The 14,060-nt window shown below is 61.4% G+C and carries 14 protein-coding genes; 9 read left to right on the forward strand and 5 right to left on the reverse strand.

Annotated elements, in window-relative coordinates:
* The first annotated feature begins 42 nt into the window (after positions 1-42).
* From FJ978_RS24220 to FJ978_RS24230, 3 genes are all read left to right on the forward strand, one after another.
* Positions 43-591 (forward strand): tetratricopeptide repeat protein, encoded by a 549-nt coding sequence (locus FJ978_RS24220; RefSeq protein WP_140574540.1) that lies wholly within the window; start codon positions 43-45, stop codon positions 589-591.
* 1 nt (position 592) lies between these two features.
* Positions 593-1,132, forward strand: a complete 540-nt coding sequence (locus FJ978_RS24225; protein ID WP_140574542.1) for a prepilin peptidase — start codon at positions 593-595, stop codon at positions 1,130-1,132.
* Positions 1,133-1,427: 295 nt separating this feature from the next.
* Positions 1,428-2,093 carry an isoprenylcysteine carboxylmethyltransferase family protein gene (locus FJ978_RS24230; protein ID WP_140574544.1) on the forward strand — a complete coding sequence of 222 codons (666 nt, stop codon included), beginning with the start codon at positions 1,428-1,430 and terminating at the stop codon, positions 2,091-2,093.
* A gap of 84 nt (positions 2,094-2,177) precedes the next feature.
* Here the strand turns inward: FJ978_RS24230 and FJ978_RS24235 are convergent, their stop codons facing one another.
* From FJ978_RS24235 to FJ978_RS24255, 5 genes are all read right to left on the reverse strand, one after another.
* Positions 2,178-3,182 carry a phosphatase PAP2 family protein gene (locus FJ978_RS24235; protein WP_246678198.1) on the reverse strand — a complete coding sequence of 335 codons (1,005 nt, stop codon included), beginning with the start codon at positions 3,180-3,182 and terminating at the stop codon, positions 2,178-2,180.
* Positions 3,183-3,931: 749 nt separating this feature from the next.
* Positions 3,932-4,132 carry a KTSC domain-containing protein gene (locus FJ978_RS24240; RefSeq protein WP_140574548.1) on the reverse strand — a complete coding sequence of 67 codons (201 nt, stop codon included), beginning with the start codon at positions 4,130-4,132 and terminating at the stop codon, positions 3,932-3,934.
* A 99-nt stretch (positions 4,133-4,231) separates the two neighbouring features.
* Positions 4,232-5,344: a mannonate dehydratase gene (locus FJ978_RS24245; protein WP_140574550.1), complete on the reverse strand. Its 1,113-nt coding sequence runs from the start codon at positions 5,342-5,344 to the stop codon at positions 4,232-4,234.
* Between the two features lie 4 nt (positions 5,345-5,348).
* The gene (locus tag FJ978_RS24250; protein ID WP_140574552.1) at positions 5,349-6,134 is read right to left on the reverse strand and encodes an SDR family oxidoreductase; all 786 of its coding nucleotides are present in this window, start codon (positions 6,132-6,134) and stop codon (positions 5,349-5,351) included.
* Complete coding sequence (locus tag FJ978_RS24255) at positions 6,127-6,909, reverse strand: FadR/GntR family transcriptional regulator (RefSeq protein WP_140574554.1); 783 nt, start codon at positions 6,907-6,909, stop codon at positions 6,127-6,129. Before FJ978_RS24255 ends, FJ978_RS24250 begins: the two co-directional genes overlap by 8 nt.
* 166 nt (positions 6,910-7,075) lie before the next feature.
* Between FJ978_RS24255 and uxuA the strand changes: the two genes are divergently transcribed.
* The 6 genes from uxuA (at position 7,076) to FJ978_RS24285 (ending at position 14,012) form a co-directional block, all read left to right on the forward strand.
* Positions 7,076-8,260 (forward strand): mannonate dehydratase, encoded by a 1,185-nt coding sequence (uxuA, locus tag FJ978_RS24260; protein ID WP_140574556.1) that lies wholly within the window; start codon positions 7,076-7,078, stop codon positions 8,258-8,260.
* A 122-nt stretch (positions 8,261-8,382) separates the two neighbouring features.
* The gene (locus tag FJ978_RS24265; protein WP_140574558.1) at positions 8,383-9,531 is read left to right on the forward strand and encodes an extracellular solute-binding protein; all 1,149 of its coding nucleotides are present in this window, start codon (positions 8,383-8,385) and stop codon (positions 9,529-9,531) included.
* Entirely contained in the window at positions 9,531-10,379 is an 849-nt protein-coding gene (locus FJ978_RS24270; protein WP_140574560.1) for an IclR family transcriptional regulator, read from the forward strand. The genes FJ978_RS24265 and FJ978_RS24270 overlap by 1 nt, the downstream gene beginning before the upstream one ends.
* A gap of 28 nt (positions 10,380-10,407) precedes the next feature.
* The gene (locus FJ978_RS24275; protein ID WP_013893838.1) at positions 10,408-11,439 is read left to right on the forward strand and encodes a sugar ABC transporter substrate-binding protein; all 1,032 of its coding nucleotides are present in this window, start codon (positions 10,408-10,410) and stop codon (positions 11,437-11,439) included.
* 67 nt (positions 11,440-11,506) lie between these two features.
* Positions 11,507-12,490 (forward strand): ABC transporter permease, encoded by a 984-nt coding sequence (locus tag FJ978_RS24280; RefSeq protein ID WP_140574562.1) that lies wholly within the window; start codon positions 11,507-11,509, stop codon positions 12,488-12,490.
* Positions 12,480-14,012, forward strand: coding sequence for a sugar ABC transporter ATP-binding protein (locus tag FJ978_RS24285; RefSeq protein ID WP_140574564.1), 1,533 nt, complete (start codon positions 12,480-12,482; stop codon positions 14,010-14,012). Before FJ978_RS24280 ends, FJ978_RS24285 begins: the two co-directional genes overlap by 11 nt.
* Positions 14,013-14,060: the final 48 nt, after the last annotated feature.

A 14,060-nucleotide genomic window follows, 5' to 3' on the forward strand; every position in this document is an offset into this window, starting at 1 on the left:
AATAGAGTCGGTCGACTCTTGGGGGACAAAATGACAGGGCCAATGCGCCTCTCAGTCGCAGCCGCAGCCAGTCTGTTGATGATGGCACTTGTCGGCTGCCAGACGAACGGCGCGGACACCACAGGTGGTGTCGTCCGCACCAACGAACCGTCGAAAGGCGACGTAACGTCTTTCGGCGATGCCTTCGATGGGTTGAAGACGGTCAGCGACGTCGAATATTACGCCTCGGACCAGGCCGTCGCGGAAGCCAAGAACCAGTTCCGAGCGGAAAATTATGGCAATGCCGGCGCTTTGTTCTTCAAGGCGACGCAACTGGCACCCAATGATGGTGGCGCCTGGATGGGGCTGGCCGCCTGTACCGACCGAATCCACCGGTTCGACCTCTCCGACCGGGCCTATGGCCGAGCCTTCAAGCTGGTTGGTGCGTCGCCCGAATACTACAACAATGTCGGCTATTCCTATCTGCTGCGCGGCAAGCTGCAGGATGCACGCGCGAACTTCCTCAAGGCCTATGAACTGGCGCCTAACGATCCGACCGTGGCCAACAATCTGAAGCTGCTGTCATCCAGCGTGCAGAACATCGAGCGCTAGCATGTTGCTCGTCGAATCGCTGCTGCTGAAGGCGCTCGCCGTCCCTCTGCTCGCATGGATTGCGTGGTTCGATTTCTCCACCCAAAAGATAGCCAATCGCGATGTGCTGCTGCTGCTCTGCCTGGGAGCGGGATCGCTATTGCTGCTGTCGCTCCGGTCCTGGTCCTGGTGGGACATGGGGTTGAGCGCCATGGCCGGGCTTCTGTTGTTTGTCGCACTCTTCCCGTTCTGGGCGCTGCGCAAGATCGGTGCTGGCGATGTCAAGCTAATGGCAGTCGTGCCGTTTCTGATCGGCGGAACCGACCTCATCCTATTTTCCGTTCTGCTGTTGGCTTTTGCTCTTGTCACGGCCGTAGTCGTGAAAACTCCGTTCATGCTGCCGCAAGGCGCTTTCCGTCTTTACGTTCAGCATCTGGACCGCAAGGGGGTCGTGCCTTTTGGGGTGCCGATTTCGTTGGCTGCGATCTGCACGATAGCCTTCCAGCTCTACAACGCCTTGATACTGGCAACCAGCTCTGGAGTTCTGGATCAGCTTAACTGAACTGAAGCAGTCCGCTGTGCTGTTCGAGGCGCGGGCCATCCCGCCGCATTCACAGGCAACGTCAGCCAAAGGGCAAACGTTGTGCTGTGAGGATTGAGCGCGATTATCATGATGGCTGAAATCGCAATTGAGATCGGGGCCAGGACACGAAGCGCGGGGAGAAGGTTCGTCATTCGGCCACGATAGGCCGGACAGATTAATCAAGAGTTGAGACGCAGCCGTTAACTCTTTGCAAACCATGTTCTTGTCGCGGCGAGCAAGTAGTGCTTCAGTGTCTCTTTGGGAGGGGACTGAAATGTTGAACGAGGATCTCTTCGGTCGTATTGCCATCGTCTTTGTCATGACGGTTTTGGCGACATCCGGCGCGATACCTTTGTTCCTCTATTTACATCAGGATACGTCAGCCAGTTCGCTCGCAGTTGTCAATCAACTGGCGTCAACCGTGTTTCTGTTGTTGCAGCTTGTGATGACCATCACACGCCTTCCGCCGAAGGGAACAGCGCAAGGAATTGAACCGAGGGTAACCTCGGTAGCTGGAACATTTACGGTCCTGCTCGCATTGAGCCTGACGTCGGCATTGCAAAGTGAGGCGGTGCAAGTGACGGCTCTCTGCCTGGTCTTCATCGGTACGGCCAGTTCGATTTTCTGTCTTTATTGGCTGGGCCGTTCTTTCTCTCTCATGGCAACAGCTCGGCGCCTGGTTACCACTGGCCCATACTCGATTGTCCGGCATCCGCTTTATATCTGTGAGGCGGTATTCGTTCTCGGGATGATCCTTTCGCATTTTTCAGTGCTGATGGTGGCTTTGGGTGCGCTGCAGTTTCTGTTGCAGTACCGACGCGCCAGGAATGAGGAGGCCATCCTGCGGCAGACCTTCCCCGAGTACGACGAGTATGCTCGGCGTGTTCCAATGCTTCTCCCGCGCTTCCTACGTGCGGTAGTGTCGGCGACTAGCCAGTAAATAGATCGCGTCCATGGGGGCCGTTCCTACGGTCCCGCACGCTCAGGCGAGTGGGGACGGCCGGCTTAGCGGGCGATTCCCAGCCTATCCCTCCGTTACAAGCGTAGCCGCAGGGCGTCTTCTTGTTGAGACGGCGGAGACTATACCAATGGAGGCAAGCCCGATCAAAATGCCGGCGATGGCATCGGCGAGATGATGGCCGCCTTCAGGGATGGTCGCTGGGATCATGATGGTAACAAGCACTCCAACGGGCACCAGCAGCCAATATGTTCGGCGGCAGCTGTAGGTCATGATGATGCCAAGCGCGCAATGAAAGGAAGGGAAGGATACGAGCCCCACCACTTTGTTGATATGAAAAACGAAAGGACTTCCCGATCGCAAGGCGCCCAGCGTTTGCAAGTGCGTTAGACCACCCATGCCGGTGAAATTGCTATATGCGTCATGGGGCGGTGCATAGAAGGCGTAAGCGCCAGCGGTTGGAAATGCCATCATCAGGAATCCAGTAAAGGCCGATGACACCGCGATCAACGCAATGAATTCCATCAATGCATCGGTTTCCGAAGATAAGGCCAGCAAAAAAAGAAGCCCGATCATGAGCAGACCGATTGCTGTGTAGGCGAACATCAGAATGGAAGCCATGATTGGGGATGAGTTCAGGGCTTGTACCACAGCCAACCAATCGAACCCGAGCGCGCTATCAATGGCGGCGATATTCGAGTCAACCAACGGTTTGTTGGTGGCGGTGGCCAAATACATGAACAGGCAGTCCAGAAACGAAAGCGGAAGGAACAGAGCGAGTGCCTGCGACAGCGTCTTGAGCGATTCGCTATATCGCTTCATCCCCAAAGCCAGCCGCGAGCGATCCGATCTTAGTCGAAAAGTGACGATCCACCCGAGCCCATAGATCGCAGTCACCAAAGCGAGGGTTTTTGCAAGAATGATGAAGCCGCTGGGATCAACCTCAACCCAAGAATGCGATAGCATAAGCAAGTCTGCCACCGCAAACAGGGCGGCAGCGGCAATGACAACAACAATAAAACGGTTTCGACTGGCGCTCATCCCGAAGTAGAAGCACGGCAGGCGCCCCATGCGCAAGAAGATGGTTCACAGAAGGTTAAGTCAGCTATATCGGGGTATATCGTTTGGTCAATTCGAATGACGGCAAGGTCTTTCGCCTCAGGGCTGATCAGCCGGCCCGGTTCCGGGTGAAACCTCCATGGCACAAAAGGATACCAGGCTCCCAGCAGCATTCCTCTGAAAAATCAGCTGTGTTTATTCGCGAATGGCCCTGTATCTTTATATTCGCAAGTGCTAATAAATGATGGTTCGCGGTACCGACGACCCCCCAGTACCCCCAAACACCGCGATCGTCGAGCGTCGGCGAACCAAGCCCTCCAACCCCGGTTTGCCGACGCTCATTCGGGCTTCGACGGCAAGGATGTTTGCCATTCCAACGGCAATCGATCGCGTCCGCGGTCGCGCTGTCGGCAAAACCCCGACGTGCCTGTCGCGAGATGCGATGAAATGCGATCCGAGGGCCGACAGACTCCCGTCAGACGTACCCGCGCCAGGAGTTGCCGTGGTGATCAAGGTTGGAAGAAAACTCCTGGTGTTGGGTCTGTTGCTGGCGATAAGCGGCTGCCAGAGCGGTCACCGCTATCGGTCAGGTCCGAAGCCCCACGTCAGCCACGCCGGCCGCACATGCAGCCCGAGCGGCTTCGGGCAGATGGCGCATTGCTTCTAGGAGCAATGCTAGGAAAAGTGTGAAGCGGTTTTCCGTCCGGAATTGCGTCAAAACAAAGAGCTGGAACCTCGTCAGGAAAAGCGCGTAGCGCCTGTCATGCCACGCGACGGTAGCTGTAGCGATCCCGGATGAATTCGTTGAAGAAGCGGCCTTTCGAGGAAGCCTTCCTGAAAGCGGCATAGGTCGCCGGGGCAACGTCCAGATAGTCGTAGCGATTGCCGCTCGGCACGAACCAGACGGAGAGGATCCTGGTGGCGGGATCGTATTGTGTGTTCCGGATCGCGGTCGACGGCATATCGGCACCTGACTGCCCAGCCGGATTAACCCGCCAGGCCTGGTCCGGTTCCGTGCCGCCCCATGGCCTCCACGGCGCTCATGCCGTCGCGAATGGACATCAGGCGTGCATCCGGATGCTGGTGGATTGGGTGCGCGAAGGCCCGAGTGCCGCGGCATTCTGGACCAGCGCGCGCATGTAGCCCAACGCAAATGCCTTTCCGGCGTGCCATGGCGCGTCGCAGGACATTTCCGGCGTATGGTCGGGGATCATCACGCCGTCATAGTTTTCATCGCGCAGGATGCGCACGATCTCGGCCATGTCGATGTCGCCATCGTCGACGAAGGTCTCGTGATAGCTCGGCACCTTGCCGCGCACGTTGCGGAAGTGGATGTAGCCGATGCGTCTGGTCCGGGCGAAGCGCCGGACATGTCCGTAGATCTCGTCCGAGCCCGGCATTTCCTGCAGCGAGCCGAGGCAGAGTTCCAGCCCGTTGGACGGCGAGTCGACGATGCCCATCAGCCGGTCGTATTTCTGCGGCCGGTTGACCAGCCGCGCGGCACCACGCAGCGCCTCTGCCGGCGGATCGTCAGGGTGCGCCGCCAGCATCACGCCGGCCTCCTCGGCCACCGGAACGAGTTCCTGCAGGAAGCCGCCGAGCCGCTGCCAAAGTTCCTCGCTGCTGACCGTCACCGGTTCGGCATTCGGCCGGCCGGCACGGTAGCGCATGTTCCAGACGACGCCGTCGGGCAGCGGCAGGTCGGGGTCGATGGCGGCGAGATCGAGCCCCACCGACATCGCCTCGCCGCGCGCGAACGGCCCGCGCGACCAGCCCCAGACCCCGGCGATCGAAAAATTGTAGCCGATGCAGGGAATGCCGGCACGCCCGGCATCGCGGACAAGGCGCTTCAAGCCTTCGATCTGCTTGGCCCTGTCGGGACCGCCGAGCAGCACGTCCGACCAGAATCGCGGCGAGAAATTCTCGATCGCGGCGATTTCCAGACCATTGTCGCGCACGGTCTTCACCAGGCCGGCGAAATCCTCGTAGTTCCAAAGTTCGTCGGTGGAGCAGTCGCCCCAGCCTTCCTTCTCGCTGCCGGCGGACAGCGAAGGATCGCGGCCGCGAAAATAGTTGGTGAGGTGGGCGACGATATGAGTGGCGCCCGCCTGACGGGCGAAGCGGAAATTGTCAGGGGTGAGCGACTCCCGGTAAAGGCCCAGACCGATCTTCATGGCTCTACTTCACGCCGATGCCGGCGGTCAGGCCGCCGTCGATTTTGTAGTCCGCGCCGGTGCAGAAGCCGGCTTTCGCCGAACACAGGAAGGCGATGAGTTCCGCCACCTCCTCCGGTTCGCCGATACGGCCAAGCGGATGCGCCGCCCCGAAGCGCCTGTAGGCCTCTTCGACATCGGCGTCGCTGCCGCCTTCGCCACGCGCGGCCTTCTCGAGGATCGGCGTGCGGATCGAGCCCGGGCTGACGGAATTGACCCGGATGCCGGATGCCGCGTAATCGAGCGCCAGCGAGCGCGTCAGCGTATGGATGGCGCCCTTGGTCGTGGCATAGGCGGCCACGTTCTGCTGGCAGGCGAAGCCTTGCACCGAAGCGACGTTGACGATGGCGCCGCCGCCGCGCTTGACCATCTCCGGAATGCCGAAATGCGCGGTCAGGTAGATCGATCCGACATTGACGGTCATTGCCCTGTTCCACGTCTCCCAGTCGGTCGTCGTCGCGGTTCCATAGGGATGGACCGCCGCGGAATTGACGATGATGTCGATGCCGCCAAACCGTTCGACGCCGGCCGCGACCGCGTCGCGAACCTGGTCGGAAACCGAGACATCCACTGTCTGCACCAGCGCCTTGGCTCCGGCCTTGAGGAGGCCTTCCTGCATGGCGGCATTGGCCGCCCGGTCGATGCCGCAGGCTATGATGGCGGCACCGCCCTGCGCCAGCCGCCTTGCGGTGGCGAGTGCTATTCCAGTCGTGCCGGTGATCAGCACGACCTTGTTCTCAAAATCAGACATGGTGCAAATCCTTGGAAGAAGGCAAATCCCTGGAAGAAATCGGGGTCCGTACGTTTTCGAGGTCGTCGGGAACGAAGCGCAAGCCGAAATCGAGATGCCGGCTCATCAGATAGCTGTAGGCGATACGGTCTCGCGCGCGCAGCGCCGCGATGATCTCGCCATGGGCACGGCGTGTTTCGCTGAGGATCGGCCGGATGGATTTGCCGACCGTCATGATGTGCAGGATGACCGGCGACAGGAACTGATAGGTCTGCACCAGCATGCGGTTGCCGGCGAGCTTCACCAGCGCGAGGTGGAAATCGAAATCGCGCTGCGCGGCCTCCTGCACATCCTTGCTGGCCTCTATCAGGCCGTTGACCTCGTCAAGGGCGTCGATTTCGGTGGCGCTGGCATTGAGAATGACGTGGTCGCCGATGCTCACTTCGATGATGCGGCGAAACCCCTGGATGTCGTGAAAGGAGGTCTTCGAAATGTCCATCTGGGCGGCGAAGAAATTCTGGATCGCGACATTCTGGCGATCGGCCAGCACCGCGCCGACACGCGGCTTGGGATCGATCAGGCCATAGGTCCGGATGGTGCGCAGCGCCTCGCGTATCGTGTTGCGGCTGGCGCCGAACAGTTCGCAAAGTTCCCGTTCGGTGGGCAGCACGTCGCCGACGGACATCGAGCGATTGCGGATGAGGTCGAGGATCTGCCGTACGGTCTGGTCGACGGCCGAACTGCTGACCCCGGCGTCGTCTGTCGCTCCGGCTAGGTTGGAATCACCTTGTTCCACGCGAATACCTCGTGCAATTTGTTGGACCAAGGCTACGGCGAACACGACGGGAAATCAACTGGAAGCGAGATGAAATAGCCAGAGGTAGCTCTTGGGAGCCATAGTCTGGCTTGTTGACAGCCTTGTGGTCCAACAATATGGTTGCCGAAAATGTCGAGGAGGCTTCATGGAACAGTGTTGGCGCTGGTATGGTCCGGATGATCCGGTGACGCTTGAGCATGTCAGGCAGGCTGGAGCGACCGGCGTGGTTTCGGCGCTTCATCACATCTATGACGGCAGGGCCTGGTCTGAGCCCGAAGTGCTCGAGCGCAAGCGGATCATCGAGGCCGCCGGCCTGACATGGTCGGTCGTCGAAAGCATCCCGGTCCACAATTCCTTCAAGATCGGCGCGCCAGAACGTGAGCGCTATGCCGGCTACTATCGCGACTCGATCCGATCGCTTGCCAAGGCCGGCATCGCGACGATCTGCTACAATTTCATGCCCGTGGTCGACTGGACCCGCACGGACCTGGCCTATCGGCTGCCGACGACGGGCTATGCCCTGCGTTTCGATGCGATCGATTTCGCAGCCTATGACCTGTTCGTGCTGAAGCGCAGGAATGCCGAGGCAAGCTATACGCCGGCTCGCATCGCGGAGGCCGAGACGCGGCTGAAGGAATTGACGCCTGAGAAGATCGACCAGGTCGAGCGCAACCTCATCGCCGGCCTGCCGGCGACCGAGCGCAGTTACAACCGCGACAGCTTTCGCGAGGCGCTGGCGGAATATGATGCGATCGGCCCGAAGGAACTGCGCGAAAACCTTGCCTGGTTCCTGCGCGAGATCATTCCGGTGGCTGAAGAGGAAGGGGTGCGCATGTGCATCCATCCCGACGACCCGCCCTTCTCGCTCTACGGCCTGCCGCGCATCGTCTCGACCGCCGAGGATGCGCGTTTCATCCTCAAAACCGTCGACAGCCCGGCCAATGGCCTGACGTTCTGCACCGGCTCCTACGGCACGCGCGCCGACAACGACATCGTCGCCATGGTCAAGGAATTCGCCGATCGCATCCACTTCGTTCATCTGCGCAACATCACCATCGAGGAGGATGGCTCCTTCTATGAGGCCGAGCATCTCGAGGGCGGCACCGACATGGCGCATGTCATTCTAGCTCTGATGCAAGAAGAGACGCGCCGCCGCGGGGAAGGCCGTGCCGACTGGCGGATCCCGATGCGTCCCGATCACGGTCATCTGCTTGCCGACGACATCGGCAAGAAGAAGATCAATCCCGGCTATTCACTGATCGGCCGGCTGAAAGGCCTCGCCGAACTGCGCGGCATCATGCGCGCCGTGGAGCGGTTCGGGCTGGCATGAGGATGGTCGGCGGGCGATAGGTTCGCCGTTTGCATATGTAAAAACTATTTGTCTAGGTGAAAATACCTGCTACCACAGCGGGCCGGGCACGCATGCCCGGTTCCAGGGAGGAATTGCCTGAAATGACAAGACTGCGCGGTCTTGCGTGGGATCATCGACGTTGCTGGGGTCCGCTCGACGCCAGTGTCGGGCCGTATTGCGCTGGCAATCCGGGCCTGGAAATCGAATGGGACCGCCGCAGCCTGTATGAATTCGGCGAGGGTGCGCTCGGCCCGGTGCTTGCCGCTTACGATCTGGTCGTATTCGACCATCCCTTCATCGGCGACATCGCGCAGGAGGAGCTGATGGTGCCCTTCGACGCCTATCTGTCGGCGGAGCAAATCCGGTTCTTCGAACGCGATTCCGTCGGTGCGTCCTGGCAATCCTACGAAAAGAACGGACGCCAGTGGGCGCTGCCCATCGATGCCGCCTGCCAGGTCGCTTCCTATCGCCCGGATCTCCTGGAACGCTACGGGCCGGTGCCGCGCACGCATGACGATGTGGTCGAGCTCGGCCGGCAGGCGCGCAAGGATGGCAAGTGGCTGGGCCTGCCCTCGGTGCCAACGGATGCCATGTGCACGCTCCTGACGCTTGGCCATCCACAGGAGAACGGCGAGCACTTCATTGCCCGGGACACGATCGAACGGGCCATCGGGCAGTTACGCGAGCTTGCGGCACTGTCGCATCCGAACTCAGCGAAATGGAACCCGATCCGCTGCTACGACCACATGGTCGCGCATGATGATGTGGTCTATGTGCCGTTCGCCTTCGGTTATGTGAATTACGCCGCGAAGACCGACAGGCCCTATCTGCGCTTCGCCGACGTCGCGACCCCGAATGCGGCCGGCGCCTTGCTCGGCGGCGCCGGCATCGGCGTCAGCGCGCAGTCGAAACACAAGCAGGAAGCGATCGACTACGCGCTGTTCCTGTGCTCGCCCGAGTATCAGCGGGGCGATTATGTCAGGTCGGGCGGGCAGCCGGGATCGCTGGCGGCCTGGAAGGATGTCGAGGTCAACCATCTCTCCGGCAATTTCTTCAGTTCGACGCTGCGCACGATCGCCTCGTCCTATCTGCGCCCGACGCATCCGGGCTTCATCACCTTCTTCCGCGAGTGCGCGCCGCATGCGGCTGCCGCCATCGCCGGCGACATGCCGGCGGCCGAACTCGCCGACCATCTGAACCGCCTCTACCGCGAAACCCGGCAGGGCCAGCCGCAACGGAGCGTTGCGTGATGGCCAGTGTCGCCGAGACACCAGACGAAGCCGAAGCCGGCCGCAACGGCTACCGCGTGCCGGCTGTGGAGAAGGCGCTCGACGTCCTGGAGTTCATGGCCTCCAGCGCCGAGACGCTGACCCAGACCGAGATCGCGGCCGCTCTCGGCCGCTCCATCCACGAAATCTACCGCATCCTGCTTCTGCTGGAGAAGCGCGGCTACATCTTCCGCACGCAGTCCGATCGCTTCCGGCTGTCGCTGAAACTGTTCGAACTGGCGCACATGCATCCACCGGTGAACCGGCTGGTCGAATGCGCGCTGCCTGTGATGCGCGAACTGACCGCCAATGCCGATCAGAGCTGCCATCTCGTGGTGCGCGAGGGCCGGAGCGCGCTGGTGGTGCTGCAGATCGATTCGCCGCTGCCGATGCGTTATTCGGTTGCACTCGGGTCGCATTTCCCGATTCTCGAAACCAGTTCGGGTGCCGTGCTGCTTGCCCATTCGAACCGCGCCGAGCGCGAGCGCATAATCGAGCGCATCGTGGCCGCCGGTGAAGGGCAGGGCACACGGGCCGAGATCGAGGCTCGGCTGAACGAGGTGGCAAGGCTCGGCTACGAAATGCGCGCTTCGCTCGCGGTCGAAGCCTGCACCAACATCTCCATGCCGGTGCGCGATCATACCGGCGCCGTCATCGCTGCGCTCACCGTCCCGCTGCTGCCGCAGAAGGCGGCGCGATTCGACCGCGAAACCGTCTTCGAGCGTACCCGGGCCGCCGCCGAGAAGATATCGGCGGCACTTGGCTGGGGCGAATCCACCTCTTCGTTACGTGCCGACCCGGAACGGCGGGATTACCCGTTCAGCGACTAACAAAAGCGATAAAACCTGGGAGAAGAAAATGCATCGGTCCAAATCAATCCTGTTCGCATCCGCAGCCCTGCTGGCCCTGGGCGCCGCGGCGGCGCATGCCGAGAACATGCCCAAGCGCATCGGCTATGTCACCAATTACGCTACCCATGAGTGGTATCAGAACGTCATCAAGGGCATGAAAGCTCACGGCAAGGAACTCGGAATCGAGGTCGAGGTCCAGGACGCCAATCTCGACATATCCAAGCAGGTCGCCGCGGCCGAGGATTTTATCGCCAAGGGCGTCGACGTGCTGATCATCACCCCGGTGAATGAAGAAGGCGTGGTGCCGCTGCTGCGTCAGGCCAAGGCCGCCAATATCCCCGTGGTGCTCGAAGGCAACCCGGTCAAGGGCATGACCACCATGGTCGCCATCTGCGACTACGACACCGGCTATATGTCCGGCGTGGAAGCCGGCAAATACGCCAAGGACAAGCTCGGCGGTGTCGCCAAGGTGATGAATGTCGGCCTTCCCCTGCTTTCCGCCACGGTGCTGCGCTCGCACGGCTTCATGGACGGGCTGAAGACCATCATCCCCGACGCGGTCATGGTCCACGACCTTGATGGCGGTGGCAATCCGGACCGCGCGCTCGAAGTGTCTTCGGCCGCGCTCGCCAAGAATGCCGACATCAACATCATCTATGGCATCAACGACTCGTCCTCGCTGGGTGGCCTGCAGGCCTGGAAAGCGGCCGGCAAGTCGCAGGATGGCTTGCTGACCGTCGGCACCGGTGGCGAGGGCCTTGCCTTCATCAACGCCATGCAGAACGAGCCGTCCTACCGCATCGAGGCAGCGATGTTCCCTGAAAAGGAAGGCTTCACCGCCATCGACGCCGCTGTCAAGCTCTTCAACAACGAGGAAGTGCCGGAGCACATCGTCAGCCCGACCGCGCCGATGAATGGCGAGGACTGGAAGAAATATTACGACTATGACGGCACCACCCGCACCATCAAATGGGATGCCGTCAACGCGCTGCAGCCGCCGGCAAAATGCATGAAGACCTCGGCTGACCTGAAAAAGTAGGGCCGCCGACAGTGCCCTTCCCGCATCGCGGGAAGGGTACTTGGCAAGTGGCCGGGAATGGACTGACATGAGCGAGCTTACACACGCCTCCGCGCCGAAGCGCTTCATGGGCGGCCAGCTGCTGGGCAGCAGCCAGCTTGTGCTGGGCGTCATCCTGGCGGTGCTGTGCATCGCCATCTCGATCGCGGCGCCGCAATTCTATTCGGAGGCCAACATCATCGCCATCCTGCGCCAATGCGCGCTGGTTCTGATCGTCGCCTCGGGCATGACCATGCTCATCATCACCGCCGAGGTCGACCTCTCGGTCGGTGCATCGCTCGCCTTCGTCGGCTGCATCGGCATGGCGGTGCTGAATTCAACCCACAGCCTCACACTCGGCATGCTGGCAGCGCTCGCCTTTGCCGGCGGTGTCGGCCTGTTCAACGGCCTGGTCGTTACCCGGCTGAGGGTCAACTCGCTGATCGCCACCATCGGCACGATGATGATGCTGCAGGGTGGCGTCTACCTGTTCACCCGCGAGGCGGTGCAGAACCACAATCAGCTCGCTAGCTTCACCGATCTTGGCGCCGGCTATGTCGGCGCGGCGCCGGTTCCCGTCATCCTGGCGGCGCTGATCTTCGTCGTCGCCTATGTGACGCTGCGCTTCACCACGCTCGGCCGCTACCTCTATGCGGTCGGCGCCAATGAAAAGGCGGTGCGCCTGTCCGGCCTGCGCTCGGAGCGCCTCAAGCTGTTCGCCTTCGTCGTCACCGGGCTGTGCGTCGGCATTGCCGGCATGATTCTGTCGTCGATGATGAATGCCGGCCAGCCGACCGCCGGCCGCGGCTTCGAACTGACCGTCATCGCCGCCGTCATTCTGGGTGGCACCAGCCTGCTCGGCGGACGCGGTTCGCTGTTCGGTACCTTGCTCGGCGTGCTGGTGCTGAAGGTGATCGACAACGGCATCATCATCCTCGGCTGGAACCAGGACCTGCAGATGGTGGTGCCGGGCGTCGTCATCATCCTCGCCACCTATCTCGATATCATCCGGAACAGAGCCAATGTCCGTTGATTTCCTGCACCCCGGCGAAGCCGCGGCCATCGACACCAACGTGCCGGCGCTGGAATTGCGCGGCATCGACAAGCGCTTCCCTGGCGTCGTGGCGCTGGACAATGTCGACTTCACCCTGGAGCCCGGCAAGATCCATGCCCTGATGGGCGAGAACGGCGCCGGCAAGTCGACGCTGATCAAGATCATGGCCGGCGTCTACGGCAAGGATGCCGGGATCATCCGCATGCGCGGACGCGAGGTCGACATCAAGTCGCCGCGCGACAGTCTGAAGGAAGGCATCAAGGTCGTGTTCCAGGAGATCGCGCTGATCTCCGAATTCACCGTCGCCGAGAACATCTTCCTCGAAGGCTATCCGACCGGCAAGATGGGCTCGATCGACTGGAAGAAGATCCGCGCCGATTCGGCAGCGCTCTTCAACCGCATCGGCTTCAATGTCGACCCGGCGGCGCGCACCGGATCGCTGCCGGTCAGCCAGCAGCAGATGGTCGAGATTGCCCGCGCGCTCGCTCATGAGGCGCGCGTTGTGGTGATGGACGAGCCGACCTCCTCACTCACGCCAAATGAAGTCTCGCTGCTGTTCACCGTCATCCGCCGGTTGGCCGCCCTCGGCATTGCGGTGGTCTATGTCAGCCATAAGCTCGACGAGGTGTTCGAGATCGCCGACACGGTGACGGTGCTGCGCGATGGCAAGCACATCTCGACCATGCCGATCGGCGAGCACACCAACGACACGCTGATCCAGGACATGATCGGCCGGCGCATCGACAATCTGTTTCCTCGCCAGCGCGGCGTGGCGGGCAGCAAGATTGCCCTGTCCGTGGAGGGACTGAGCACCGCCAAGAAGCTGCATGACATATCTTTCGAGGCCCGTGCCGGCGAAGTGCTAGGCTTCTTCGGCTTGATGGGCGCGGGCCGCACCGAGCTCGCCAAGGCGATCGTCGGTTACGACCCGATCACGTCGGGGACAATCACCGTTGATGGCGGTCGCCTTGCACCGCACGACACACGCACCGGCGTCAGGCTTGGCATCGGCCTGCTTACCGAGGATCGCAAGAGCGAAGGGCTGATGGCCGAGCTGCCCGTCTACCAGAATGCCAGCTTGGCATCGCTTGGCGCTTTCGCTCGCCTGGGGTTCGTCGACAAGGCCAGGGAACACCGGGCGGTGCAGGACTATGTCGACCGCTTTCGCATCAAGACCCCCAGCCTGTTCCAGCAAGTGAAGAATCTGTCGGGCGGCAATCAGCAGAAGGTGCTGATATCGCGCTGGCTGATGCGAGGCCTGAAGGTGATCGTCGTCGACGAGCCGACGCGCGGCATCGATGTCGGCGCCAAGTCGGAGATCTTCGCGTTGATCGACCGCCTCGCCGGCGAAGGTTTGGCGGTGGTCATGATGACGTCCGAGATGCCGGAACTGCTCGGTCTCGCCGACCGGATCGCGGTGATGTGCGAAGGCCGCCTCACCGTGATCATGTCGCGCGAAGAGGCTACGCAGGAAAAAATCCTCAATGCGGCGATCGGGTGAGACCATGATGGCTCGCGGCCTACCCCATGGTCCGTTCTTGAAAAGGAG

The sequence above is a fragment of the Mesorhizobium sp. B1-1-7 genome, assembly GCF_006442705.1.
Taxonomy (GTDB): Bacteria; Pseudomonadota; Alphaproteobacteria; order Rhizobiales; family Rhizobiaceae; genus Mesorhizobium; species Mesorhizobium opportunistum.

Coding starts and splice junctions, on each gene's coding strand:
- FJ978_RS24220 (WP_140574540.1), top strand. CDS start 43: ATGCGCCTCTCAGTCGCAGCCGCAGCCAGTCTGTTGATGATGGCACTT.
- FJ978_RS24225 (WP_140574542.1), top strand. CDS start 593: ATGTTGCTCGTCGAATCGCTGCTGCTGAAGGCGCTCGCCGTCCCTCTG.
- FJ978_RS24230 (WP_140574544.1), top strand. CDS start 1,428: ATGTTGAACGAGGATCTCTTCGGTCGTATTGCCATCGTCTTTGTCATG.
- FJ978_RS24235 (WP_246678198.1), bottom strand. CDS start 3,182: ATGGGGCGCCTGCCGTGCTTCTACTTCGGGATGAGCGCCAGTCGAAAC.
- FJ978_RS24240 (WP_140574548.1), bottom strand. CDS start 4,132: ATGCCGTCGACCGCGATCCGGAACACACAATACGATCCCGCCACCAGG.
- FJ978_RS24245 (WP_140574550.1), bottom strand. CDS start 5,344: ATGAAGATCGGTCTGGGCCTTTACCGGGAGTCGCTCACCCCTGACAAT.
- FJ978_RS24250 (WP_140574552.1), bottom strand. CDS start 6,134: ATGTCTGATTTTGAGAACAAGGTCGTGCTGATCACCGGCACGACTGGA.
- uxuA (WP_140574556.1), top strand. CDS start 7,076: ATGGAACAGTGTTGGCGCTGGTATGGTCCGGATGATCCGGTGACGCTT.
- FJ978_RS24265 (WP_140574558.1), top strand. CDS start 8,383: ATGACAAGACTGCGCGGTCTTGCGTGGGATCATCGACGTTGCTGGGGT.
- FJ978_RS24270 (WP_140574560.1), top strand. CDS start 9,531: ATGGCCAGTGTCGCCGAGACACCAGACGAAGCCGAAGCCGGCCGCAAC.
- FJ978_RS24275 (WP_013893838.1), top strand. CDS start 10,408: ATGCATCGGTCCAAATCAATCCTGTTCGCATCCGCAGCCCTGCTGGCC.
- FJ978_RS24280 (WP_140574562.1), top strand. CDS start 11,507: ATGAGCGAGCTTACACACGCCTCCGCGCCGAAGCGCTTCATGGGCGGC.
- FJ978_RS24285 (WP_140574564.1), top strand. CDS start 12,480: ATGTCCGTTGATTTCCTGCACCCCGGCGAAGCCGCGGCCATCGACACC.